The organism is Enterobacter cloacae complex sp. 677-3DZ2D5B (genome assembly GCF_004136695.1).
Taxonomy (GTDB): domain Bacteria; phylum Pseudomonadota; class Gammaproteobacteria; order Enterobacterales; family Enterobacteriaceae; genus Enterobacter; species Enterobacter hormaechei_C.
Map to the genome: position 1 here is coordinate 1 of NZ_QFLS01000011.1, position 23,004 is coordinate 23,004.

Sequence of the window (23,004 nt, forward strand, 5' to 3'; positions counted from 1 at the left end):
GGAGGCGCATTATAGGGAGTTATTCTGAGGCTGCAAGTGCAAAGTGAAAATTATTTACCGACTGCTCACTTTCCAGGCAAAACACATCTCAGACATTAATTCTTGCCTGGTTTTTAAACAAAAACGAGCCGCAAGCGGCCCGTTTTTGCGTTTTGTGACTTACTGCACTGCCACAATTCGGTCTTCGTTGGCTTCCAGACGGATAACTTTGCCCGGAACCAGCTCCCCAGAGAGGATTTGTTGTGCCAGCGGGTTTTCGATCTGCTGCTGGATAGCACGTTTTAACGGACGCGCACCATAAACAGGATCGTAACCATTCTCGCTCAGCAGTTTCAGCGCATCATCCGAGATGTGGATTTCATACCCACGCTCTTCCAGACGTTTGTACAGACGCTGCAACTGGATCTGCGCAATCGACGCAATGTGTTTCTCACCCAGCGGATGGAACACGACCACTTCATCAATACGGTTGATGAACTCCGGACGGAAGTTTTGGCTGACCACACCCAGCACCAGATCTTTCATATGGCTGTAATCCAGCTCACCGAAGCGTTCCTGAATCAAATCGGAACCCAGGTTCGAGGTCATGATCACCACCGTGTTACGGAAGTCGACCGTTCTTCCCTGCCCATCCGTCAGACGCCCATCATCCAGCACCTGCAACAGAATGTTAAACACGTCAGGATGTGCCTTTTCTACTTCATCCAGCAGGATGACGGAATAAGGACGACGGCGAACCGCTTCCGTCAGATAACCGCCCTCTTCATAACCGACATATCCCGGAGGCGCACCGACCAGACGCGAGACGGCGTGTTTCTCCATAAACTCGGACATATCGATACGCACCATCGCGTCATCGCTGTCGAACATAAAGTTAGCCAGCGCTTTACACAGCTCAGTTTTACCGACACCGGTTGGCCCCAGGAACAGGAACGAGCCGATTGGACGATTCGGATCGGACAGCCCCGCACGGCTACGACGAATGGCGTTAGATACCGCTTCGACCGCTTCGTTCTGTCCAATGACGCGCTGATGCAGATCCTGCTCCATACGCAGCAGTTTCTCGCGTTCGCTTTCCATCATGCGAGCCACAGGAATACCCGTCCAGCGCGCCAGCACTTCGGCAATCTCGGCATCCGTCACTTTATTACGCAACAGACGCATGGTTTTGCCTTCTGATTGCGTGGCGATCTCAAGTTGTTTTTCCAGCTCAGGGATCTTGCCGTACTGTAGTTCGGACATCCGTGCCAGATCCCCTACGCGACGCGCCTGCTCAATGGCAATTTTAGCCTGCTCCAGCTCCGCCTTGATTGTCTGGGTGCCAGAGAGGGAGGCTTTCTCAGCTTTCCACTCTTCTTCCAGCTCAGAATACTGACGCTCTTTCTCGTCCAGTTCTTCGTTGAGCATATCAAGGCGTTTCTTGCTCGCTTCATCAGACTCTTTGTTCAGCGCCTGCTGTTCCAGCTTGAGCTGGATAATACGGCGATCGAGTCGGTCCAGCTCTTCCGGTTTCGAGTCAATCTGCATACGGATGCTGGACGCCGCTTCATCGATAAGGTCAATGGCTTTATCCGGCAACTGACGGTCGGCAATGTAACGATGCGAAAGCGTCGCCGCCGCAACGATGGCCGGGTCGGTGATCTGCACGTGATGGTGCAGCTCATAACGCTCTTTCAGACCACGCAAAATGGCGATGGTATCTTCTACGCTTGGTTCAGCGACAAACACCTTCTGGAAACGACGCTCCAGCGCGGCATCTTTTTCAATGTACTGACGGTACTCGTCCAGCGTAGTGGCGCCGACGCAGTGAAGTTCACCGCGCGCCAGAGCAGGTTTCAGCATGTTCCCGGCATCCATTGCGCCGTCAGCTTTACCCGCCCCCACCATGGTGTGCAGTTCGTCGATAAACAGGATGACGTTACCTTCCTGCTTCGCCAGATCGTTCAGCACGCCTTTCAGACGCTCTTCAAATTCACCGCGGTATTTCGCCCCGGCCACCAGCGCGCCCATATCCAGCGCCAGTACGCGACGGCCTTTCAGCCCTTCGGGCACTTCGCCATTAACGATACGCTGCGCCAGCCCTTCAACAATGGCGGTTTTACCGACGCCTGGCTCACCAATCAGCACCGGGTTGTTTTTGGTACGACGTTGCAGTACCTGGATTGTCCGGCGGATTTCTTCGTCGCGGCCGATCACCGGGTCAAGTTTGCCCTGCTCGGCACGTTCGGTCAGGTCGACCGTAAATTTCTTCAAAGCCTGACGTTGGTCTTCGGCTCCCTGGTCGTTCACGCTTTCACCTCCGCGCATTTTCTCAATCGCCTGGGTCACATTAGCGGTGGTTGCACCGGCGGATTTCAGCAGGTCGGTTAAGGTACCGCGTGATTCAAGCGCCGCCAGAACAAACAGCTCTGACGAAATAAAGTTGTCCCCACGTTTTTGCGCCAGCTTGTCGCAAAGGTTCAGCACGCGCACCAGATCCTGCGACGGCTGCACGTCGCCGCCGGTACCTTCGACCTGCGGTAAACGGCTCAGCGCCTGATCGATGGCGGTGCGTAACTGGCCGGCATTAATGCCAGCGGACGTTAATAACGGACGTACCGATCCCCCTTCCTGATTCAGCAAGGCGCTCATTAAATGAAGAGGTTCGATAAATTGGTTGTCGTGCCCCAGTGCGAGGGACTGGGCATCGGCGAGAGCAAGCTGGAATTTATTAGTAAGACGATCCAGACGCATAACTCCTCCCATAACAGGTCAAATTTGCTACTGGAGATTAAATGAGGTCATCCCTCAATTATTCAAGGTTAATAACCTGAATTATGTGAAAAGAAAACGGCGCGTACCGGATCGTCTTGATTCTTTAGGTTATATCAGCCAAATGAAACTTGCCATACGGCCTGTCGTCTTGTCGCGGCGATAGGAGAAAAAATCACCCTTTTCGGTGAAGGTACAGCGATCTCCGCCGAAGATTTGGGTCACACCGACGTTATTCAGGCGCTGGCGGGCAAGCTGGTAAATATCGGCCAGATATTTATCTCCGGAAGCCACAAACGCTTCGACCGCTTGTGGATCTTTTTCCATAAAGGCATCGCGCACTTCGGGCCCGACCTCAAATGCCTGCGGGCCAATCGCCGGGCCAAGCCAGGCGATGAGATTTGCAGAATCGTCCTGGAAGCAGGCGACGGTCTCTTCCAGCACGCCTTCGCACAGGCCTCGCCATCCGGCGTGAGCAGCAGCCACTTCAGTTCCTGCCTGATTGCAGAACAACACCGGCAGGCAATCAGCAGTCATCACCGCGCAAACCGTTCCCGGCGTATTGCTGTACGAAGCATCGGCGCGTTTAGACGCATAGGGCTCACCCGTCAGCTTAAGCACCGCTTTACCGTGCACCTGCTCAAGCCAGACCGGTTTTGAAGGAAGGTTTCCCGCAGCAAAGAGGCGTTTACGGTTCTCTTCAACGTGCTCCAGGTTATCGCCACAATGCGCACCGAGGTTCAGAGACTCCCACGCGCCCTGGCTCACGCCACCGATACGGGTTGAACTACAGGCGGCCACGCCTTCAGGCAGTGGCCACTCCGGGACAATCAGTTTGGTCATAACCAGTCCACGTGATCCTTATGTTCTTCGAAATCTGCGCGCATCGCGTCGATAAGTTCCACCATATCCTGTGGGATCGGCGCATGCCATTCCATCTGAATTCCGGTGATTGGGTGGTAAAGACGCAGCATCGTCGCATGCAGCGCCTGGCGATCGAATTTACGCAGCACGGAGATGAATTCATCCGATGCGCCCTTTGGTGGACGCGGACGACCGCCGTAAACCGGGTCACCCACCAGCGGATGGGTAATATGCGCCATGTGCACGCGGATCTGGTGAGTACGCCCGGTTTCCAGGCGCAGACGCAGGCGCGTATGAATACGGAAATGTTCCATGATGCGGTAATGGGTCACCGCCGGTTTGCCCATCGGGTGTACGGACATATGCGTACGCTTGGTTGGGTGACGGCTGATAGGCTCTTCCACCGTGCCGCCAGAGGTCATATGACCAATCGCCACCGCTTCATACTCACGGGTGATTTCGCGCAGTTGCAACGATTCCACCAGGCGAGTCTGGGCGGGAACCGTCTTCGCCACCACCATCAGACCCGTGGTGTCTTTATCCAGACGGTGAACAATACCGGCACGCGGTACGTCGGCAATCGGCGGATAATAATGAAGGAGTGCGTTAAGTACCGTACCGTCAGGATTGCCCGCGCCCGGGTGAACAACAAAGTCGCGCGGCTTGTTGATGACCAGAATGTCGTCATCTTCGTAGACGATATCCAGCGGGATATCCTGCGGCTCGAAGCGAATTTCCTCTTCGATTTCAGCATTGATGGCGACAGCTTCCCCACCAAACACTTTCTCTTTTGGTTTGTCCCAGATCTTGCCGTTTACCAGCACGCGCTGGTCAAGGATCCATTCTTTTATGCGTGAACGCGAATAATCAGGGAACAATTCGGCCAAAGCCTGATCTAAGCGTTGACCGAGCTGATTTTCGGAGACTGTTGCGGTGAGTTCTACTCGTTGTGCCATAAACTGCTTCTTCGTTTAACGTTGGGTTTTACGGCTTTGCCGTTTAATATAGTGTGCTATTGTAGCTGGTCTTAATCGGGAGCAGGAACTGAGTTTCTCCCGGACAAACATTTGAGGAAAGTCAAAACGTCATGACGCGCATGAAATATCTGGTGGCAGCGGCCACGTTGAGCCTGGCTTTGGTGGGCTGCTCCGGTTCGAATGAACAGGTCCCTGACAATCCGCCGAATGAAATCTATGCGACTGCACAACAAAAGTTGCAGGACGGTAACTGGAAACAGGCGATAACGCAACTGGAAGCGTTGGATAATCGCTATCCGTTTGGTCCGTATTCGCAGCAGGTACAGTTAGATCTTATCTACGCCTACTACAAAAATGCCGATCTGCCGCTGGCTCAGGCAACGATCGATCGTTTCATGCGTCTGAACCCTACCCATCCTAACATCGATTACGTGATGTACATGCGCGGCCTGACTAACATGGCGCTGGATGACAGTGCATTGCAGGGCTTCTTCGGGGTGGATCGTTCTGACCGTGACCCGCAACATGCGCGTGATGCTTTCAATGACTTCTCCAAACTGGTGCGTAGCTACCCGAACAGCCAGTACATTACCGATGCCACTAAGCGTCTGGTGTTCCTGAAAGATCGTCTGGCGAAATATGAGTACTCCGTTGCGGAATACTACACCCGCCGTGGCGCATGGGTTGCCGTGGTTAACCGTGTAGAAGGCATGCTGCGTGATTATCCGGATACCCAAGCCACGCGTGATGGCCTGAAGCTGATGGAAAATGCGTATCGCCAGATGCAGATGACGGCTCAGGCTGACAAAGTGGCGAAAATCATCGCCGCGAACAGCAGCAACACCTGATACCGCTACAACGCATAACGGCAGCCCGCGGGCTGCCGTTTTTTTATTCTTTCAGACTTACGCTGAAGCGGTTTAGCTTCAACACATCCATTCAACTATGACCGCAATTTTTGGCTTCGACAAGGTAAATCTCACCTCTTCCTGCCCTGCCTCACAAAAAAGATTCCCTGACAAAAACCGACAAAATAACGTGATCTAAATCACACATTTTGACATTGGGTCGGGTATGCTGGAATCACCAAGACGGAAAGACAAGAGGTAAAATTTATGACAATGAACATTACCAGTAAACAAATGGAAATTACTCCGGCAATCCGCCAGCACGTCGCAGACCGTCTCGCCAAACTGGATAAATGGCAAACACATTTGATTAATCCACATATCATCCTGTCCAAGGAGCCGCAGGGTTTCATCGCTGATGCAACTATCAATACTCCAAACGGCCATCTGGTCGCCAGCGCAAAACACGAGGATATGTACACCGCAATTAACGATTTGATCAACAAGCTGGAACGGCAGCTCAATAAAGTGCAACACAAAGGTGAAGCACGTCGCGCCGCAACCTCGGTGAAAGACGCCAGCTTCGCGGAAGAAGTTGAAGAAGAGTAATCCTCTAAAATTGAGTGTACCGACAACGCGCCTTCGGGCGCGTTTTTTATTGACAGGATCAAAACAGTGCAGGTACTTTAACCCTATCATTTTCAGGATGACCTTATGAAACAGACGCCGTTTTTCTTCGCATTCTTTTTTACCTTCCCCTGACCGGGAGGCGTTTCGTCGTGTGATAAAGAATGCGAAGACGAACAACAAGGCCTCCCACACCGGGAGGCCTTTTTTATTGATAACGATAAAATGAGACAGACAACACTATGACACCGGAAAACCCGCTCCTGGATTTACGCGTAAAAATCAGTGCACTCGACGAAAAATTACTGGCCCTGCTGGCCGAACGCCGCGCGCTCGCCATTGAAGTGGGCAAAGCGAAGCTCGAGTCCCATCGGCCGGTGCGCGATATCGATCGCGAACGTGATTTACTGGAACGGTTGATTCAACTCGGCAAAGCGCATCATCTGGATGCGCACTACATCACCCGCCTGTTCCAGCTCATCATTGAAGATTCCGTTCTGACGCAACAGGCCCTGCTCCAGCAGCATCTGAACAAAACCAACCCGCACTCTGCTCGTATCGCTTTCCTCGGCCCGAAAGGCTCCTATTCTCATCTGGCGGCTCGCCAGTACGCAGCCCGCCATTTCGAAGAGTTTATTGAGAGCGGTTGCGCGAAATTTGCAGACATTTTCAACCAGGTCGAAACCGGCCAGGCAGATTACGCCGTGGTGCCTATTGAGAACACCAGTTCCGGCGCCATCAACGATGTTTACGATTTGCTCCAGCACACCAGCCTGTCGTTAGTCGGCGAGTTGACCATCCCTATCGATCACTGTGTGCTGGTCTCTGGCTCAACCGATCTGAGTCAGATCGAAACGGTGTACAGTCACCCGCAGCCGTTCCAGCAGTGCAGCCAGTTCCTGAACCGTTATCCGCACTGGAAAATTGAGTACACCGAAAGCACCTCGGCGGCGATGGAAAAAGTGGCGCAGGCAAACTCTCCTGCCGTCGCGGCTCTCGGTAGCGAAGCGGGCGGCGCGCTGTATGGCTTACAGGTGCTGGAACGCAATCTGGCCAACCAGACGCAGAATATCACCCGTTTCTTGGTTCTGGCCCGCAAGGCCATCAACGTGTCGGACCAGGTCCCGGCGAAAACCACCCTGTTGATGGCGACCGGCCAGCAGGCGGGTGCGCTGGTTGAAGCGCTGCTGGTGCTGCGTAATCACAACCTGATCATGACGAAGCTGGAATCCCGCCCAATACATGGCAACCCGTGGGAAGAGATGTTCTATCTCGACGTTCAGGCCAACCTGGAGTCTGCATCCATGCAGAAAGCCCTGCGCGAACTGGGCGAGATCACACGCTCCATGAAAGTGCTGGGCTGCTATCCGAGCGAAACCGTGGTCCCGGTCGATCCGGCTTAATGTTCGATAAAGCGGCTTTTCTTCATCCCTGCCACATTTACAGGCAGGGTGAAGATGGCACCGGAAAGCGGGTATTTCTCCAGCTCCTCCGCCTCCATATTTTCCCGCGTGGTGGTGATAAACAGCGTTTTCATATCGTCGCCGCCAAAGCAGACCATTGTCGGGCAGCGTACCGGCAGCCGGTGCTCTTCCAGCTGTTCGCCTTGCGGTGAAAACCGTGCGATACGCCAGCCGTCAAACAGTGCGCTCCAGTAGCAGCCTTCCTCATCCATTGCCGCACCGTCGGGAATACCGTCTCCCTCGCTAAACCGGCGAAACTCTTCGCGCTTACCGGGTTCCCCCTGCTCATCAAGCGGCGTACGGTAGATCACACCGTTCGGCGTATCAGAAGTAAACATCCACCGTTTGTCAGGACTAAACGCTAAACCGTTATGCCCCTGGATATCGCACTGGATCACTTTCGGCGTCAGGTCGTTGTCGATACGCATCAACATGGCCCCGTTATAATCTCCCGGCCCCCAGAACGTGCCCGCATAAAACCGTCCCTGATGGTCGGTGCCTCCATCGTTAAAACGTGCAAGCTGCGGGTTGGATGGGTTATCGCAAACCTTACGCTGGAGCAGGCCGTGTTTATCGGTCAGCCAGATGGCGTTTCGCATCGCGACGATAAATCCGCCGCGTTCACGCAGGGCAAAACACCCAACTTCTTCATGGAATGAGAGCACCGAGTGTTCCGCGGTGGGCAGATGGTACCGATGGATCTCCCCTTCCAGGATATCCGCCCAGTAGAGCGCCTTCTCTTCTGCACTCCACGTCGGGCATTCAGGCAGATGCCCGGTATAGTTCAACAGCAGCTGCGGTTCAGCCATGACAGTTCCCCAAAATGAAAAAAGCCAGCAATGCTGGCTTTCAGTATATACATCATTAGATTACTGGCGACTGTCATTTGCCTGGCGCAACAGCGTGCGGCTTTCACTCTGGAATCGCGTGGCGTAATCACCGAACCAGTGCTCCACTTTACGGAAACTGTCGATAAACGCTTGTTTATCGCCGTGTTCCAGCAAGGTGATCGCTTCGCCAAAACGCTGATAGTAGCGCTTGATCAGCGCCAGGTTATTTTCAGACGACATGATGATGTCGGCGTAAAGCTGTGGATCCTGGGCAAACAGTCGCCCCACCATCGCAAGCTCCAGACGATAGATTGGCGAGGAAAGCGCCAGCAATTGTTCAAGCTGAACGTTCTCTTCCGCCAGGTGCAGACCATAGGCGAAGGTTGCAAAGTGGCGCAGCGCCTGAATAAACGCCATGTTCTGATCGTGCTCAACCGCACTGATACGGTGCAAACGTGCCCCCCAGACCTGAATCTGTTCCAGGAACCACTGATACGCTTCCGGCTGACGACCGTCGCAGTAAACCACTACCTGCTTCGCCAGGCTGCCGCTGTCCGGGCCAAACATTGGGTGTAACCCAAGCACGGGGCCAGTGTGCGACGCCAGCATTGCCTGTAGCGGACCATTTTTAACGGAGGCCAGGTCCACCAGTATGCAATCTTCCGGCAGCGAAGGAAGTTTCGCGATAATCTGCTCCGTCACATGGATCGGCACGCTGACGATAACCATTCCGGCATCCTTCATGAGTTCCGGTGCATGCGGCCAGTCCTCTTTTTCCAGGATGCGCACCTGATAGCCAGAAAGCGTCAGCATTTTTTCAAACAGACGCCCCATCTGGCCGCCGCCACCGATAATCACCACCGGACGCAGCGACGGACAGAGGGTTTTGAAGCCCTTGTCGTTTTCGCTGGAATAGGATTCCCGCATCACACGACGCAGGACATCTTCAATTAAGTCCGGTGAAACGCCCAGCGCCTGTGCCTCTTTACGGCGGGAGGCGAGCATAGAGGCCTCACGCTCCGGAACGTAAATTGGCAGGCCGTATTTGCTTTTAACTTCGCCGACCTCAGCAACCAGTGCCATGCGGCGCGCCAGCAGGTCCAGCAACGCCTTATCCACTTCATCAATTTGATCGCGTAATGCGGTCAATTCAGCAACCATAACTATCCTCTTATGCCAGACGCGTCGCCAGCTGGCCGTTCAAATCTTTGTGGATCTCACGCAGTAGCGCATCAGTGGTTTCCCAGCTGATGCAAGCATCCGTGACGGAGACGCCGGGCTTCATCGCGCTACGCGGCTGTTCCGATGACTGATTGCCTTCATGAATATTACTTTCAATCATCAGGCCGATAATTGAACGGTTACCATCTTTAATCTGTGCAATCACAGATTCTGCAACCGCAGGCTGGCGACGGTAATCTTTATTCGAATTACCATGACTGCAATCTACCATCAGCGCCGGACGCAGTCCCGCCTGTTCCATCTCTTTTTCACACTGCGCGACATCCGCCGGGCTGTAGTTTGGCGCTTTACCGCCGCGCAGGATCACATGCCCGTCCGGGTTGCCCTGAGTTTGCAGCAGGCATACCTGGCCCGCCTGGTTGATCCCGACAAAACGATGGGGCATAGCGGCGGCGCGCATGGCGTTAATCGCCGTGGCCAGGCTGCCGTCGGTACCGTTTTTAAAACCAACCGGCATAGACAGGCCAGATGCCATCTCGCGGTGGGTTTGTGACTCGGTGGTGCGCGCCCCAATCGCAGACCAGCTAAACAGATCGCCGAGGTACTGCGGGCTGTTCGGATCCAGCGCTTCGGTTGCCAGCGGCAGCCCCATGCTGACCAGCTCCACCAGCAGGCGACGCGCAATCTTCAGGCCCGCTTCCACATCAAACGAGCCATCCATGTGCGGATCGTTAATCAACCCTTTCCAGCCAACCGTAGTACGTGGCTTTTCAAAATAGACGCGCATCACCAGATAGAGGCTATCGCTGACCTCCTCCGCTAATGCTTTAAATCGACGAGCGTACTCAATGGCGGTTTCAGGATCGTGAATGGAGCAAGGACCACATACCACCAGCAGGCGCGGATCGCGGCCTGCGATAATGTCAGAAATGGTCTGGCGCGAGTGCTCAATCTGAGTTTCCTGCGCGACGCTCAGCGGGAATTCCGCCTTCAGTTGATCCGGGGTGATTAACACCTGTTCGTCAGTGATATGTACGTTGTTCAGCGCGTCTTTTTGCATGATTGCGATCCTGTCAAACTCGTTTGCGATAGTGGTTTTCCTCGAAGAGGTGACACAACGATATCACATCAAGTAAAGATTTCAATCCAAAATACGTACACATTACTTTACAGAAACCCTTTAATTGCAAAATTAATGGCCTAAAACCGTAAATTTAAAATTACACACGCACACTTGTAAGCCAGGCTATGCTCACAAAAAGGAGAATAGCCATGCGTTCAATTACTCTCATGTTGTTGTCGCTGATTTTGTCGGGTTGCCAGATCAATCCTTATACTTTTCAGCCTGGCTGGACCAGCCCGGACTGGTTCACTGCCGGTAAAGAAGACGCTATGAATGGTGTTCCGGTTAAAGATAATCAGGCTCTGGCCGATAGTTTTAATGACCCTCAGGTTGATCGAGGGGAATATCTTCGTGGCTACGCTGACGGACAGAAAAAAATATGCGAAGAGGGCTTTATTCACGCCTGGGGATTAGCGGGAAAATCATTTCCTGCCAGCTGCGATACAACTGAAAATGCAGTAAAACTGCATGAATCCTGGCAACAAGGATTGGATGAAAGTATGCGTTCCAGCAGGCTTAATTGAGCCTGCCTTAATTCCTCTGAATATAGCTCACTGTAAGATTTAGCTTAGGTCAAAACAGGGATATTTCTGACATAATGACGGCTTTGATAAACAATGGTATTCTGCCGACAATTCTTAAGGACATCTATTTCCGGGGCGGTTTGGCGGATTCTGATGAGAAATGCAATCTTGATCGCTTTGCTCCGACTCCCCCTGGCGCTAATGCTGTTCATTTTAGTGGCCCCTGCAAAGGCAGGCTCGTTCACTGAAACGGATAAATCAGTACGTTCGATTGTTTCTGGTATTGTGAGCTACACCCGATGGCCAGCACTGTCTAGCCAGCCTAAGCTCTGTATTTATGCCTCTTCCCATTACAGACAGGCGCTCAGCAGTGAAGATGAACACAACCCGTTGCCCTATAGTCCTGTCATTGTGCATAGCGATCGGGAAGCACTCACAGCAAGGTGCGATGCCCTCTATTTCGGGAGCGAGTCGCCAGCAAAACAACAGGAAATAATAAATCAATATCAGGACCAGGCGTTGCTATTAATGTCAGAACAAAATCCTGAATGCGTTATTGGCAGCGCATTTTGTCTGATAATAGAGCACAACCAGGTCAGGTTTTCCGTAAATCTGGATGCGCTGGCGCGCAGTGGCGTAAGAGTCAATCCGGATGTATTAATGCTCGCACGGAATAAGAAGCATGAATAAGGAAGTCGTACCAACACCGCGTCCGACGTTTAAAAGAACGTTGCGGCGAATCAGCATGATAAGCGTCATTATAACGATGACGTTTATATGGTTGCTGCTGTGTTTCGCTTCCGTGGTGACATTAAAGCAATACGCGCAAAAAAACCTCGAACTTACCGGCGCCACCATGAGCCACAGCCTTGAAGCCTCTCTGGTGTTCAACGATGCCATGGCAGCAAATGAAACGCTGGCGACCCTCGGCAAGCAGGGGCAGTTTGCCGTGGCGGAAGTGCTTAATGCACATCATAAACGGTTTGCCTGGTGGTCGTGGAACCCGGCGGATAATACCGACACGCTGGGCGCGCTGGTCAACCGGTGGCTGTTCCCTGTTCCTGTCGCACAGCCCATCATACATAACGGCAATGTGATTGGCGAAATTCGTCTGACCGCACGCGACAGCCTGATTAGCCACTTTATCTGGCTCTCGTTTGCAGTCCTCACCGGGTGCATTCTTTTTGCTTCTGCCGTCGCATTGACCATCACCCGCTCGCTACATCATGGCATGGTTGTTGAAATGCAAAACATCACTGACGTTGTGCATGACGTTCGCACCAACCGCAACTTTTCTCGCCGGGTAACGGAAGGCCGCATTGAAGAGTTCCACCAGTTTGGAGAAGACTTCAACAGCCTGCTGGATGAAATGGAAGAGTGGCAGCTCAAACTACAGGCGAAAAACGCTCAACTGTTGCGTACCGCCATGCACGATCCGCTCACGGGGCTTGCAAACCGCGCCGCGTTTCGCAACAACATTGCAGCATTAATGAATGACGCTTCGGCAAAAACCAATTCCGCCCTGCTATTTCTGGACGGTGATAACTTCAAGTTTATCAATGACACCTGGGGTCATGCCGCGGGTGACTGCGTTCTGATCGAAGCCGCAAAAAGGATGGTCGAATTTGGCGAAAAACGTCATCAGTCTTACCGTCTTGGCGGCGACGAATTTGCCATGATCCTTTACGGCGTCCACACCGCGCGTGAGGTCGAATATATTTGCGCTGCGCTGTCGCAGCAATTTATCCGTCCGTTTGATCTGCATAACGGGCACACAGCATCAATGTCACTCAGCATTGGCTTTGCTCTGGCATGGGAAAATGCCTCCGTTGAGGCCTTACTGGAGCAAGCCGATCGCAATATGTATCTGGTCAAAAACCAGCGTTCGAAAACAATATCCTGAAAGGAAGACGATATGTTAAAGCGATATTTTGCGCCATTGTTACTGGCATCACTGGCAATGTCCGGATGCCAGTCATCCCCTGAAGGGAAATTCACGCCAGAGCAAATCGCGGCCATGAAATCCTATGGCTTTAACGAACTGAATGGCGACTGGTCTCTGGGCCTGTCAGATAAGATCCTGTTTGATAAAAATGACGCCAGGCTGCGCCCGGAAAGTGAAACGCAGATCCAGACTATGGCCTCACGCCTGGCGGCAACCGGCCTGAACCACGCCCGGATGGATGGCCATACGGATAACTATGGCGAAGAGAGCTACAACGAAGCGCTTTCGTTAAAACGTGCCAATGTTGTGGCGGATGCCTGGGCGAAGGGCGCGAACATCCCGCGCAGCAACCTCACCACGCGGGGCTTAGGCAAAAAATACCCTGTCAGCAGCAACCGCACTGCACAGGGGCGCGCTGAAAACCGCCGGGTTGCGGTAGTCATCAGCACGCCTTAAGGCTATTTAACGGATGTTCCGGCGAGCGACACGCCTGAAACCGCTCGCCAGCGCAGCCAGTCAATCACAATAAAGACCATCAGACTGACGCCCATTACTGGCAACGCCAGCCCCAGCAGGAGGCTTATCAGGAACGTCACTCCCCTTCCCCACAGCGGCAATGCCAGCCAGCTTTGACAGAGCGTCTGTACCGGGTTCGCGGCTGACGTTGCAGGGCGACGCATCCACCACATCCGGTATCCCCAGATAATCAACACGCACAGCGCAACGCCAAACGCGATGAGCAGCAGCTGATTTGCCAGACCAAACAGGATCCCCATATGGAAATCCACGCCCCAGCGGGTGAGTTTAGCCATCAGCGGGAAATCCCCGAAGCGAGTGCTGTCCAGCACCTTCAGTGAGTGGGGATCCACGGCAACGGCATCAACCTGCGTCGGCCAGCGGCGATCGATTTCCGTCACCGTCCAGGCCTGGTCGTCCCTGCTTGCCGGGCGGATCTCAACCTTTTTCGCATCAATTCCTGACTGGCGGGCGGCCTGCAATACGCTGTCAAAAAGCGACAGTTCAACAGGCATTTCAGGCATCGTCATTCCCCCGTGATGACCACGATGTTCGGCGTGTTCATCCCTCATTTCCGGCGCACCGGAAAGGGTGGTATTTACCTGCGGCGTCAGCCAGTTCATCTCTGCACGCAGCTTATCGACGTTGCCACCGGCCCATTGTGACCAGGTTAACCCGGTGACTGAGAACAGCAGCATTCCCGTCAGTAACGTCCAGCCTAAGATCACATGCAGGCGACGACGATTCTGGAAACGATTGTTAATACGGCGCTTCGGTCGGGTGTAGAACCACAGCGCGATCCCGCCCAGGGCAGCAACCCACATCCACGAGGCGGCTAACTCGCTATAGAGGCGTCCGATGTTGCCCAGCATCAGCGAGGTATGCAGATAATCGATAGTCTGACGCAGCGGTAAAATCCCGCTGGTGCCGTACACAGTCATATCCCCTCGAACCTCAAGGCTGGCGGGATCAATAAAAATAGCCCGATGCTCGGAGGGACCCAGCGCCGGGTCGGCAAACATCACGCGGGTCGTTTCACCCTCTTCCAGCCCCGGACGAACAGCATGTAAACGCAGCGCTGAACCCACGGCCTTTTCTGCCACGGCAATTTGTTCAGCAAGAGGCTGCGCCTCACCAACGGCATCCGTGTGGAGTGCATAATGGTACAGCGCATTTTCAAGCTGCGGCGTGGCGACATACAGCGTACCGGTCAGCGCTGCGAAGAAGATAAACGGACCGACAAACAGCCCGATATAGAAATGGAGGCGACGCAGCAGGTTTCCCCATGCCGCGCGCGGAGTGCAGGTAGTCATACTTTTCCTTTTTAAGGCAAAAAGTGAGTGATTTTGTTTTAAAGGGAGAAAGCAGACCGACGCGGCGGCGCGCGGGTATCGGGGTAAAGCCAGGGGAAAAAGTGCCAGTGGCTGACCGCCTGACGAGGCGGCTTCACGCGCAGCCGCTGCAACACCACGCTGAGCAGAACGATAAGCGCCAGCATCACGCCCGGTACATGCGCTAACAGCACGCAGTAGCCGCATGCTTCAGCATGGTCAACTGGCATAGAATGCGGCATATCACCATGATGCTCGTCCACCGACATCATGCTCATGTCGTAGTGCATGCCCGGCATGGCGCTCATGGGATCTTTTTGCAGCGAGACGGAGATCAGCGGCGCCACGACGATCAGCAGGATCGCAAACAGCGCGGTCAATGCCGCTGTGCGTTTCCAGCTATGCTGATGCAGTACGTTATCCACTTACCCTCCACCCAAGAGGCGAACATTGTAAATGATTTATGACGGAAGGGTTAACGCGAGAGGTGCGATGAGATAAAAAAAGGCCAGCCTTTCGGCCAGCCCTTTCTAACAGGATGTCGCTTAAGCGAATCTTAGTTCAGACGCTCTTTAATACGAGCAGACTTACCAGTACGCTCACGCAGGTAGTACAGTTTAGCTTTACGTACAGCACCACGACGTTTAACAGCAATGCTGTCAACTACCGGAGAGTGAGTCTGGAAGACACGCTCAACGCCTTCGCCGTTGGAAATTTTACGAACAGTGAATGCAGAGTGCAGACCGCGGTTACGAATAGCGATAACCACGCCCTCGAATGCCTGCAGACGTTTTTTGGAACCTTCAACAACCCATACTTTCACTTCCACGGTGTCACCTGGACGGAAGGAAGGTACGTCCTGCTTCATCTGCTCTTGTTCAAGTTGCTTAATAATGTTGCTCATAATTTAATCTCTTATCCTGGGTAAACTGATATTCGGGAGCGTATTACGCTTTCCCATCATGTTCATGCTGCTGGTGCGCGTGTTCAGTTTTGAACTCGGCCAGCAACTTTGCTTGCTCTTCAGTCAGAGCCAGGTTTTCCAGAAGTTCAGGTCTTCTAAGCCAGGTTCGGCCCAGCGACTGCTTCAAACGCCAGCGACGTATCTCGGCATGGTTTCCAGACAGTAACACTGCCGGGACTTCCATCCCTTCTAACACTTCAGGACGAGTATAGTGTGGACAGTCCAGCAACCCATCGGCAAAGGAATCTTCCGTTGCCGAAGCTTCATGGCCCAGAACCCCCGGAATAAACCGGGCGACGGAGTCAATCAGCGTCATTGCTGGTAACTCACCACCGCTGAGAACGTAATCGCCGATAGACCATTCTTCGTCAATCTCGGTTTGAATTACGCGCTCATCTATTCCTTCGTAGCGACCACAGACCAGAATCAGTTTTTGATTCGTCGCCAGTTCGCTCACGCCCGCTTGATCAAGCTTGCGTCCCTGAGGTGACAGATAAATCACCTTCGCGCCTTCACCTGCCGCGGCTTTTGCTGTGTGAATGGCGTCCCGTAAGGGTTGCACCATCATCAACATCCCCGGTCCGCCGCCGTAAGGACGATCGTCCACGGTACGGTGCCGGTCGTGCGTGAAGTCACGAGGACTCCAGCTCTGGATGCTCAGCAGGCCATTCTTTACTGCCCGGCCAGTTACCCCGTAATCGGTAATCGCGCGGAACATTTCAGGAAACAGGCTAATTATGCCAATCCACATAGCGCCGTCTTTTACCGTTTATCCGGAGAATTTAAAAACCAGGATCCCAATCTACTTCAATGGTTTGAGTAGTGAGATCGACTTTCTTGATAACCTGTCCATCGAGGAACGGAACCAACCGCTCCTTGATGCCAAATGCATCTTTCAGGTTTGCCTTAATGACGAGAACGTCATTTGACCCGGTTTCCATCATGTCGATGACTTTCCCCAGGCTGTAGCCTTCAGTGGTCACTACCTGGCAACCCATAAGGTCTTTCCAGTAGTAGTCACCCTCTTCCAGCTGCGGCAACTGCGACGAATCCACGACAATCTCACAATTAGTCAGCGCATTCGCGGCATCACGATCGTCAATGCCTTTCAGCTTGATGATGATGTCCTGATTGTGGTGACGCCAGCTTTCCAGCTCGACCTCTTCCCACTTACCGGCTTTCTGGATAAACCAGGGCTGGTAATCAAAAATGCTATCAGCGTCTTCAGTGGAGGAAAACACTCTGAGCCAACCACGGATACCGTAGCAAGAACCCATTTTTCCCAATACGATCGGTTCAACAGGTGCTTTATTGCTCATCATGACCACCGTGACAGATTAAGCTGCTTTGTTTGCTGCTTTGATCAGCGTAGCAACGCGATCGGAAACAGTAGCGCCCTGGCCAACCCAGTGAGCGATACGATCCAGATCCAGACGGGTTTCTTCTTCTGCGCCAGCGGCCAGTGGGTTGAAGAAACCAACGCGCTCGATGAAGCGACCGTTGCGTGCATTACGGCTGTCAGTCACAACAACCTGGTAGAACGGACGCTTTTTAGCGCCGTGACGTGCTAAACGAATAGTTACCATAACATCCTCTTGTGTGAATAAAACAACCGGGCCCCATCGAGGAACGGAGCCCGGGTGTCATATTAAAAGCCCGAAAATTTTACTCATTTTCGGGCAAAAAGCAATCTCAAAAGCGATTATCGCCCAGGAAAACCGGGCGGCATCATGCCTTTCATGCCGCGCATCATCTTCGCCATGCCGCCTTTCTTCATTTTCTTCATCATGCGCTGCATGTCGTCGAACTGTTTCAGAAGGCGGTTTACGTCCTGCACCTGCATGCCGCAACCGGCAGCGATACGGCGTTTACGGGAACCTTTGATGATTTCTGGCTTCGCGCGCTCTTTCAGCGTCATCGAGTTGATGATGGCCTCCATACGCACCAGCACTTTGTCATCCATCTGGGATTTGACGTTGTCCGGGATCTGGCCCATGCCTGGCAGTTTGCCCATCAGGCTTGCCATGCCGCCCATGTTTTTCATCTGACGCAGCTGCTCAAGGAAGTCGGTCAGATCGAAACCGTCACCTTTTTTCAGCTTGCTGGCGAGTTTTTCCGCCTGGGCGCGGTCAACCTTGCTTTCAATATCTTCGATCAGCGACAGCACGTCGCCCATGCCGAGGATACGGGAGGCAATACGATCCGGATGGAACGGCTCCAGCGCTTCGGTTTTCTCGCCCACGCCGAGGAACTTAATTGGCTTACCGGTAATATGACGAATAGACAGCGCCGCACCGCCGCGGGCATCGCCGTCGACTTTGGTCAGCACCACGCCGGTTAACGGCAGGGCTTCGTTAAACGCTTTTGCGGTGTTTGCCGCATCCTGACCGGTCATGGCGTCAACAACAAACAGGGTCTCTACTGGATTGATAGAGGCATGAACCTGCTTGATTTCGTCCATCATCGCTTCGTCAACGTGCAGTCGACCGGCGGTATCCACCAGCAGCACGTCGTAGAATTTCAGCTTCGCCTCTTTCAGCGCCGCGTTAACGATGTCGACAGGCTTCTGGGCCACGTCGGACGGGAAGAAGTCCACGCCAACCTGCTCGGCCAGCGTTTCCAGCTGTTTGATCGCCGCCGGGCGATACACGTCCGCCGACACCACCAGCACCTTTTTCTTGTGCTTTTCGCGCAGGAATTTCCCCAGCTTACCGACGCTGGTGGTTTTACCCGCACCTTGCAGACCCGCCATCAGCACGACGGCCGGCGGCTGAGCCGCCAGGTTAAGCACCTGGTTCTCTTCGCCCATCGCCGAAACCAGCTCGTTACGGACGATTTTGACGAACTCCTGACCCGGAGTCAGGCTCTTGTTCACTTCATGGCCAACCGCTTTCTCTTTCACGCGGTTGATAAAATCACGCACGACCGGCAACGCGACGTCTGCTTCCAGCAGCGCCATGCGCACTTCGCGCAGCGTTTCCTTGATGTTCTCTTCGGTGAGGCGTCCACGGCCGCTGATGTTGCGCAGCGTGCGCGACAAACGATCGGTTAAATTATCAAACATTGTCTCTCGCCTGGGGTAGAAACGTTAGGTCGCCTGGGCGACACATACACAGAATTTTGCCGGAGTATAACATGAAGGCGCCTTTGTTGTTATGCAACGGTTGGAGCAGGCGTCACGTAACGTTATACTGCTTCTCTTTCTTATTAAGACAACTGTCGACGCCTATATGCCTGTTTTCGCACTGATCGCCCTTGTTGCCTACTCTGTCAGCCTCGCGCTGATCATTCCTGGCCTGCTGCAAAAAAACAGCGGCTGGCGGCGCATGGCTATTCTTTCGGCAGTGATCGCACTGATTAGCCACGCCTTTGCGCTGGAATCACGCATTATCCCCGGCGACGGCAGCGTGCAAAATCTGAGCGTACTGAACGTCGGCTCGCTGGTCAGCCTGATGATCTGTACGGTCATGACCATTGTCGCGTCTAAAAACCGTGGCTGGCTGCTGCTGCCGATAGTCTACGCCTTTGCGCTGATCAATCTGGCGTTAGCCACGTTCATGCCCAATGAGTTTATTACTCACCTGGAAGCCACGCCGGGGATGCTGGTGCATATCGGCCTGTCGCTCTTTGCCTACGCGACGCTGATCATCGCCGCCCTTTACGCCATGCAGCTCGCCTGGATTGACTACCAGCTGAAAAATAAAAAGCTGGCGTTTAACCACGAAATGCCGCCGCTGATGGTGATTGAGCGTAAGATGTTCCACATCACCCAGGTCGGCGTGGTGCTGCTGACGCTCACGCTCTGCACCGGGCTGTTTTACATGAAGAATCTGTTCAGCGTGGAGAATATCGATAAAGCGGTGCTCTCCATCATCGCGTGGTTTGTCTATATTGTCCTGTTATGGGGCCATTATCATGAAGGCTGGCGCGGTCGCCGCGTGGTCTGGTTCAACGTTGCGGGTGCGGGCATTCTCACGCTTGCCTATTTTGGTAGCCGCTTCATACAGCAATTTGCTGGCTAAGTAACAAAAGGAGTTCCCCCTGGAACACATCTCTACCACCACGCTGATCGTCATTCTGGTCATCATGGTGGTCATCTCCGCTTATTTCTCTGGCTCTGAAACCGGCATGATGACGCTGAACCGCTACCGGTTACGTCATCGCGCCAAGCAGGGTAACCGTGCCGCGCGTCGTGTCGAAAAGCTTCTGCGTAAGCCGGACCGTCTGATTAGCCTGGTGCTTATCGGTAACAACCTGGTCAATATTCTCGCCTCTGCACTGGGCACCATCGTCGGGATGCGTCTGTACGGCAACGCAGGCGTGGCGATTGCCACAGGTGTGCTCACGTTTGTGGTACTGGTGTTTGCGGAAGTGTTGCCCAAAACCATCGCGGCGCTTTACCCGGAAAAAGTCGCCTACCCGAGCAGCTTCCTGTTAGCACCGCTGCTTATTCTGATGATGCCGCTGGTCTGGCTGCTGAATATGGTGACACGGGTGCTGATGCGCATGGTCGGTATAAAGGCAGACGTCACCATCAGTAGCGCGTTCAGCAAAGACGAACTGCGTACCATCGTGAACGAATCCCGCTCGCAGATCTCCCGCCGCAATCAGGACATGCTCCTGTCGGTGCTGGATCTGGAAAAGGTCAGCGTTGACGACATCATGGTGCCGCGCAATGAAATCGTCGGGATTGATATCAACGACGACTGGAAGGCCATTGTCCGCCAGCTGACGCACTCCCCGCACGGGCGTATCGTCCTCTACCGCGATTCTCTCGACGATGCCATCAGCATGCTGCGTGTGCGCGAGGCCTATCGCCTGATGACTGAGAAAAACGAGTTCACCAAAGAGGTAATGCTGCGTGCCGCCGACGAAATTTACTACGTGCCGGAAGGCACCCCACTCAGCACGCAGCTGGTGAAGTTCCAGCGCAACAAGAAGAAAGTCGGCCTGGTGGTGGATGAATACGGCGATATACAGGGGCTGGTGACGGTCGAAGATATTCTGGAAGAGATTGTCGGGGACTTTACCACCTCGATGTCGCCTTCCCTTGCGGAAGAAGTCACCCCGCAAAACGACGGGTCAGTGCTTATCGACGGCAGCGCTAACATTCGTGAAATCAATAAAGCGTTCAACTGGCATTTGCCGGAAGACGAAGCGCGGACAATGAACGGAATGATCCTGGAAGCGCTGGAAGAGATCCCGGCGGCAGGCACGCGCGTGCGTATTGAGCAGTATGATATTGATATTCTGGACGTTCAGGACAACATGATTAAGCAGGTGAAGGTCCTGCCCGTTAAACCTTTACGCGAAAGTATCGCCGAGTAATGTTGTAGGCCGGGTGAGGCGAAGCCGCCACCCGGCACTACGGGTCGGCAAATTACGCTTTAGCTTTCGCCACGGTCACCATCGCAGCGCGAATAGTACGACCGTTCAGGGTATACCCTTTCTGCATCACGCCCAGCACGTTACCCGCGGCAACGTCTTCGGATTCCACCATCGCAATGGCCTGGTGAACGTTTGGATCCAGAGGTACATCCGTATCGGCAATCACTTCAACACCGAACTTACGCACCACATCCAGCATGGATTTCAGCGTCAGCTCAATGCCTTCAATCATCGCCGCGTTATCCGGGTTAGCTTTATCCGCCACTTCCAGCGCGCGATCCAGGCTGTCGATCACCGGAAGCAGTTCGTTGACGAATTTCTCCAGCGCAAATTTGTGCGCCTTTTCAACGTCCAGCTCGGTACGACGGCGCAGGTTTTCCATTTCCGCTTTGATACGCAGTACGCCATCGCGTTCGCGATTCTGCGCTTCTACCAACTGAGCTTCCAGGTTGGCAATTTTTTCATCGCGCGGGTCCACCTGCTCAGCAGACGTGTCTGGCTCTACTGCCTCAACTTCATCGTGCTGTTCCGTGATAATTTCTTCAGGGGCTTGCCCCTCAGGCGTTTTCTGTTCTTTACTACTCATGAATTTCTCCGCGTTTTTCTGCATTCATCTCGCTAACTTCGCTTATTATGGGGATCAGTTTCCTGGATTCAAGGGAACAAGGCAGATTGTCATCATTCATCAGGCACAAGGACCTCCAGAAAATGAATAATCATTTCAGGTGTATTGGGATCGTCGGCCATCCGCGTCACCCTACCGCATTGACGACACATGAAATGTTGTATCGCTGGCTGTGTGGTAAAGGCTATGAAGTGATGGTCGAGCAGCAGATTGCCCAGGAGTTGCAGCTTAAAAGCGTCAGAACCGGCACGCTGGCGGAAATTGGCCAGCAGGCGGATCTCGCCGTGGTGGTCGGTGGCGACGGCAATATGCTGGGCGCGGCGCGAACGCTGGCTCGCTATGATATTAAGGTTATTGGTGTTAACCGTGGCAATCTCGGTTTCCTGACCGACCTCGACCCGGACAATGCGCAGCAGCAGCTGGCGGACGTGCTGGAAGGCCACTATATCAGTGAAAAAAGGTTTTTGCTGGAAGCCCAGGTGTGTCAGCAGGACTGCCAGAAGCGCATCAGCACCGCCATTAACGAGGTGGTTCTCCACCCCGGTAAAGTGGCGCACATGATCGAATTCGAAGTCTATATCGACGAAATCTTCGCTTTCTCGCAGCGGTCTGACGGGCTGATTATTTCAACCCCGACGGGGTCCACCGCCTACTCGCTTTCAGCCGGAGGTCCAATCCTTACGCCATCGCTGGATGCCATTACCCTGGTGCCGATGTTCCCGCATACGCTCTCGGCGCGTCCGCTGGTGATCAACGGCGACAGCACCATCCGCCTGCGTTTTTCTCATCGCCGCAGCGATCTGGAGATCAGCTGCGACAGTCAGATTGCGCTCCCCATTCAGGAAGGTGAAGATGTCCTCATTCGCCGCTGCGATTACCACCTGAACCTCATTCACCCAAAAGATTACAGCTATTTCAACACATTAAGCTCCAAGCTCGGCTGGTCAAAAAAATTGTTCTGATTTTGCATACAGCACTTTACTGTATATAAAACCAGTTTATACTGTATACAAACACAGTTATGGTTTTTCATACAGGAAAACAAT

25 protein-coding genes and 1 other annotated feature are annotated in these 23,004 nt (G+C 53.6%); of the genes, 11 read left to right on the plus strand and 14 right to left on the minus strand.

Features of this window, described 5'->3' with window-relative positions; all coding sequences use genetic code 11:
* Positions 1 to 159: 159 nt before the first annotated feature.
* The 3 genes from clpB to rluD all read right to left on the minus strand — a co-directional run bounded on the left by clpB (position 160) and on the right by rluD (position 4,571).
* Positions 160 to 2,733 carry an ATP-dependent chaperone ClpB gene (gene clpB, locus DD597_RS17595; protein WP_003863168.1) on the minus strand — a complete coding sequence of 858 codons (2,574 nt, stop codon included), beginning with the start codon at positions 2,731 to 2,733 and terminating at the stop codon, positions 160 to 162.
* Positions 2,734 to 2,862: 129 nt separating this feature from the next.
* The gene (yfiH, locus tag DD597_RS17600) at positions 2,863 to 3,594 is read right to left on the minus strand and encodes a purine nucleoside phosphorylase YfiH (protein ID WP_003863167.1); all 732 of its coding nucleotides are present in this window, start codon (positions 3,592 to 3,594) and stop codon (positions 2,863 to 2,865) included.
* Complete coding sequence (gene rluD / locus DD597_RS17605; RefSeq protein ID WP_003863165.1) at positions 3,591 to 4,571, minus strand: 23S rRNA pseudouridine(1911/1915/1917) synthase RluD; 981 nt, start codon at positions 4,569 to 4,571, stop codon at positions 3,591 to 3,593. The genes yfiH and rluD overlap by 4 nt, the downstream gene beginning before the upstream one ends.
* A 131-nt stretch (positions 4,572 to 4,702) precedes the next feature.
* Between rluD and bamD the strand changes: the two genes are divergently transcribed.
* The 4 genes from bamD to pheA all read left to right on the plus strand — a co-directional run bounded on the left by bamD (position 4,703) and on the right by pheA (position 7,470).
* Positions 4,703 to 5,440, plus strand: coding sequence for an outer membrane protein assembly factor BamD (gene bamD, locus DD597_RS17610; RefSeq protein WP_003863164.1), 738 nt, complete (start codon positions 4,703 to 4,705; stop codon positions 5,438 to 5,440).
* Positions 5,441 to 5,707: 267 nt separating this feature from the next.
* On the plus strand, positions 5,708 to 6,049 hold the full coding sequence (gene raiA, locus DD597_RS17615) for a ribosome-associated translation inhibitor RaiA (protein WP_003863162.1): 342 nt from the start codon (positions 5,708 to 5,710) through the stop codon (positions 6,047 to 6,049).
* 104 nt (positions 6,050 to 6,153) lie between these two features.
* Positions 6,154 to 6,279, plus strand: a sequence feature (Phe leader region).
* A complete protein-coding gene (gene pheL / locus DD597_RS17620; protein WP_100229775.1) occupies positions 6,155 to 6,202 on the plus strand; it encodes a pheA operon leader peptide PheL in 48 nt (15 codons plus the stop codon). Its footprint overlaps the feature before it by 48 nt.
* A gap of 30 nt (positions 6,280 to 6,309) precedes the next feature.
* A complete protein-coding gene (gene pheA, locus DD597_RS17625; protein ID WP_129256462.1) occupies positions 6,310 to 7,470 on the plus strand; it encodes a bifunctional chorismate mutase/prephenate dehydratase in 1,161 nt (386 codons plus the stop codon).
* Here the strand turns inward: pheA and DD597_RS17630 are convergent.
* Genes DD597_RS17630 through aroF form a run of 3 tightly spaced genes read right to left on the minus strand, consistent with a single transcriptional unit; the run spans position 7,467 to position 10,602 of the window.
* Positions 7,467 to 8,339, minus strand: coding sequence for an SMP-30/gluconolactonase/LRE family protein (locus tag DD597_RS17630; RefSeq protein ID WP_032609874.1), 873 nt, complete (start codon positions 8,337 to 8,339; stop codon positions 7,467 to 7,469). The two genes, pheA and DD597_RS17630, sit on opposite strands and share 4 nt — an antisense overlap.
* A gap of 60 nt (positions 8,340 to 8,399) precedes the next feature.
* A complete protein-coding gene (gene tyrA, locus DD597_RS17635) occupies positions 8,400 to 9,521 on the minus strand; it encodes a bifunctional chorismate mutase/prephenate dehydrogenase (RefSeq protein ID WP_129256463.1) in 1,122 nt (373 codons plus the stop codon).
* Between the two features lie 10 nt (positions 9,522 to 9,531).
* Entirely contained in the window at positions 9,532 to 10,602 is a 1,071-nt protein-coding gene (gene aroF / locus DD597_RS17640) for a 3-deoxy-7-phosphoheptulonate synthase AroF (protein WP_048241938.1), read from the minus strand.
* Positions 10,603 to 10,814: 212 nt separating this feature from the next.
* On the opposite strand from aroF, the gene DD597_RS17645 reads away from it, so the two are divergent.
* From DD597_RS17645 to DD597_RS17660, 4 genes are all read left to right on the plus strand, one after another.
* Positions 10,815 to 11,189, plus strand: coding sequence for a DUF2799 domain-containing protein (locus tag DD597_RS17645; protein ID WP_003863151.1), 375 nt, complete (start codon positions 10,815 to 10,817; stop codon positions 11,187 to 11,189).
* Positions 11,190 to 11,342: 153 nt separating this feature from the next.
* Positions 11,343 to 11,879 carry a YfiR family protein gene (locus tag DD597_RS17650; protein WP_045337475.1) on the plus strand — a complete coding sequence of 179 codons (537 nt, stop codon included), beginning with the start codon at positions 11,343 to 11,345 and terminating at the stop codon, positions 11,877 to 11,879.
* Positions 11,872 to 13,092 (plus strand): diguanylate cyclase DgcN, encoded by a 1,221-nt coding sequence (gene dgcN, locus DD597_RS17655; RefSeq protein WP_023323614.1) that lies wholly within the window; start codon positions 11,872 to 11,874, stop codon positions 13,090 to 13,092. The genes DD597_RS17650 and dgcN overlap by 8 nt, the downstream gene beginning before the upstream one ends.
* 12 nt (positions 13,093 to 13,104) lie before the next feature.
* Positions 13,105 to 13,590, plus strand: a complete 486-nt coding sequence (locus tag DD597_RS17660) for an OmpA family protein (protein WP_003863144.1) — start codon at positions 13,105 to 13,107, stop codon at positions 13,588 to 13,590.
* Positions 13,591 to 13,592: 2 nt separating this feature from the next.
* Here DD597_RS17660 and DD597_RS17665 read toward each other — a convergent pair whose 3' ends face one another.
* From DD597_RS17665 to ffh, 7 genes are all read right to left on the minus strand, one after another.
* Positions 13,593 to 14,963 (minus strand): PepSY domain-containing protein, encoded by a 1,371-nt coding sequence (locus DD597_RS17665; protein ID WP_045337473.1) that lies wholly within the window; start codon positions 14,961 to 14,963, stop codon positions 13,593 to 13,595.
* Between the two features lie 38 nt (positions 14,964 to 15,001).
* Positions 15,002 to 15,406 carry a DUF2946 domain-containing protein gene (locus DD597_RS17670; RefSeq protein ID WP_045337472.1) on the minus strand — a complete coding sequence of 135 codons (405 nt, stop codon included), beginning with the start codon at positions 15,404 to 15,406 and terminating at the stop codon, positions 15,002 to 15,004.
* Positions 15,407 to 15,537: 131 nt separating this feature from the next.
* Positions 15,538 to 15,885 carry a 50S ribosomal protein L19 gene (gene rplS / locus DD597_RS17675; protein WP_002914145.1) on the minus strand — a complete coding sequence of 116 codons (348 nt, stop codon included), beginning with the start codon at positions 15,883 to 15,885 and terminating at the stop codon, positions 15,538 to 15,540.
* A 43-nt stretch (positions 15,886 to 15,928) separates the two neighbouring features.
* Entirely contained in the window at positions 15,929 to 16,696 is a 768-nt protein-coding gene (trmD, locus tag DD597_RS17680) for a tRNA (guanosine(37)-N1)-methyltransferase TrmD (protein WP_003863138.1), read from the minus strand.
* A gap of 31 nt (positions 16,697 to 16,727) precedes the next feature.
* Complete coding sequence (gene rimM, locus DD597_RS17685; RefSeq protein WP_003863136.1) at positions 16,728 to 17,267, minus strand: ribosome maturation factor RimM; 540 nt, start codon at positions 17,265 to 17,267, stop codon at positions 16,728 to 16,730.
* A gap of 15 nt (positions 17,268 to 17,282) precedes the next feature.
* Complete coding sequence (gene rpsP, locus DD597_RS17690) at positions 17,283 to 17,531, minus strand: 30S ribosomal protein S16 (RefSeq protein WP_003863133.1); 249 nt, start codon at positions 17,529 to 17,531, stop codon at positions 17,283 to 17,285.
* Between the two features lie 116 nt (positions 17,532 to 17,647).
* Positions 17,648 to 19,009, minus strand: coding sequence for a signal recognition particle protein (gene ffh, locus DD597_RS17695; RefSeq protein ID WP_003863132.1), 1,362 nt, complete (start codon positions 19,007 to 19,009; stop codon positions 17,648 to 17,650).
* A gap of 166 nt (positions 19,010 to 19,175) precedes the next feature.
* Here ffh and DD597_RS17700 point away from each other — a divergent pair, with 166 nt between their 5' ends.
* Both DD597_RS17700 and DD597_RS17705 read left to right on the plus strand, forming a co-directional pair.
* Positions 19,176 to 19,967 carry an inner membrane protein YpjD gene (locus tag DD597_RS17700; RefSeq protein ID WP_003863130.1) on the plus strand — a complete coding sequence of 264 codons (792 nt, stop codon included), beginning with the start codon at positions 19,176 to 19,178 and terminating at the stop codon, positions 19,965 to 19,967.
* Between the two features lie 19 nt (positions 19,968 to 19,986).
* Positions 19,987 to 21,273 (plus strand): HlyC/CorC family transporter, encoded by a 1,287-nt coding sequence (locus DD597_RS17705; RefSeq protein WP_129256464.1) that lies wholly within the window; start codon positions 19,987 to 19,989, stop codon positions 21,271 to 21,273.
* A 52-nt stretch (positions 21,274 to 21,325) separates the two neighbouring features.
* On the opposite strand, the gene grpE is transcribed toward DD597_RS17705, so the two are convergent.
* Positions 21,326 to 21,919: a nucleotide exchange factor GrpE gene (gene grpE / locus DD597_RS17710; protein ID WP_003863126.1), complete on the minus strand. Its 594-nt coding sequence runs from the start codon at positions 21,917 to 21,919 to the stop codon at positions 21,326 to 21,328.
* Positions 21,920 to 22,041: 122 nt separating this feature from the next.
* Between grpE and nadK the strand changes: the two genes are divergently transcribed.
* Positions 22,042 to 22,920 carry an NAD(+) kinase gene (gene nadK, locus DD597_RS17715; RefSeq protein ID WP_003863124.1) on the plus strand — a complete coding sequence of 293 codons (879 nt, stop codon included), beginning with the start codon at positions 22,042 to 22,044 and terminating at the stop codon, positions 22,918 to 22,920.
* Positions 22,921 to 23,004: the final 84 nt, after the last annotated feature.

Excerpts from the sequence above, each read along its gene's own strand:
- clpB (WP_003863168.1), bottom strand. The coding sequence starts at position 2,733 with ATGCGTCTGGATCGTCTTACTAATAAATTCCAGCTTGCTCTCGCCGAT.
- yfiH (WP_003863167.1), bottom strand. The coding sequence starts at position 3,594 with ATGACCAAACTGATTGTCCCGGAGTGGCCACTGCCTGAAGGCGTGGCC.
- rluD (WP_003863165.1), bottom strand. The coding sequence starts at position 4,571 with ATGGCACAACGAGTAGAACTCACCGCAACAGTCTCCGAAAATCAGCTC.
- bamD (WP_003863164.1), top strand. The coding sequence starts at position 4,703 with ATGACGCGCATGAAATATCTGGTGGCAGCGGCCACGTTGAGCCTGGCT.
- raiA (WP_003863162.1), top strand. The coding sequence starts at position 5,708 with ATGACAATGAACATTACCAGTAAACAAATGGAAATTACTCCGGCAATC.
- pheA (WP_129256462.1), top strand. The coding sequence starts at position 6,310 with ATGACACCGGAAAACCCGCTCCTGGATTTACGCGTAAAAATCAGTGCA.
- DD597_RS17630 (WP_032609874.1), bottom strand. The coding sequence starts at position 8,339 with ATGGCTGAACCGCAGCTGCTGTTGAACTATACCGGGCATCTGCCTGAA.
- tyrA (WP_129256463.1), bottom strand. The coding sequence starts at position 9,521 with ATGGTTGCTGAATTGACCGCATTACGCGATCAAATTGATGAAGTGGAT.
- aroF (WP_048241938.1), bottom strand. The coding sequence starts at position 10,602 with ATGCAAAAAGACGCGCTGAACAACGTACATATCACTGACGAACAGGTG.
- DD597_RS17645 (WP_003863151.1), top strand. The coding sequence starts at position 10,815 with ATGCGTTCAATTACTCTCATGTTGTTGTCGCTGATTTTGTCGGGTTGC.
- DD597_RS17650 (WP_045337475.1), top strand. The coding sequence starts at position 11,343 with ATGAGAAATGCAATCTTGATCGCTTTGCTCCGACTCCCCCTGGCGCTA.
- dgcN (WP_023323614.1), top strand. The coding sequence starts at position 11,872 with ATGAATAAGGAAGTCGTACCAACACCGCGTCCGACGTTTAAAAGAACG.
- DD597_RS17660 (WP_003863144.1), top strand. The coding sequence starts at position 13,105 with ATGTTAAAGCGATATTTTGCGCCATTGTTACTGGCATCACTGGCAATG.
- DD597_RS17665 (WP_045337473.1), bottom strand. The coding sequence starts at position 14,963 with ATGACTACCTGCACTCCGCGCGCGGCATGGGGAAACCTGCTGCGTCGC.
- rplS (WP_002914145.1), bottom strand. The coding sequence starts at position 15,885 with ATGAGCAACATTATTAAGCAACTTGAACAAGAGCAGATGAAGCAGGAC.
- trmD (WP_003863138.1), bottom strand. The coding sequence starts at position 16,696 with ATGTGGATTGGCATAATTAGCCTGTTTCCTGAAATGTTCCGCGCGATT.
- rimM (WP_003863136.1), bottom strand. The coding sequence starts at position 17,267 with ATGATGAGCAATAAAGCACCTGTTGAACCGATCGTATTGGGAAAAATG.
- rpsP (WP_003863133.1), bottom strand. The coding sequence starts at position 17,531 with ATGGTAACTATTCGTTTAGCACGTCACGGCGCTAAAAAGCGTCCGTTC.
- ffh (WP_003863132.1), bottom strand. The coding sequence starts at position 19,009 with ATGTTTGATAATTTAACCGATCGTTTGTCGCGCACGCTGCGCAACATC.
- DD597_RS17700 (WP_003863130.1), top strand. The coding sequence starts at position 19,176 with ATGCCTGTTTTCGCACTGATCGCCCTTGTTGCCTACTCTGTCAGCCTC.
- grpE (WP_003863126.1), bottom strand. The coding sequence starts at position 21,919 with ATGAGTAGTAAAGAACAGAAAACGCCTGAGGGGCAAGCCCCTGAAGAA.
- nadK (WP_003863124.1), top strand. The coding sequence starts at position 22,042 with ATGAATAATCATTTCAGGTGTATTGGGATCGTCGGCCATCCGCGTCAC.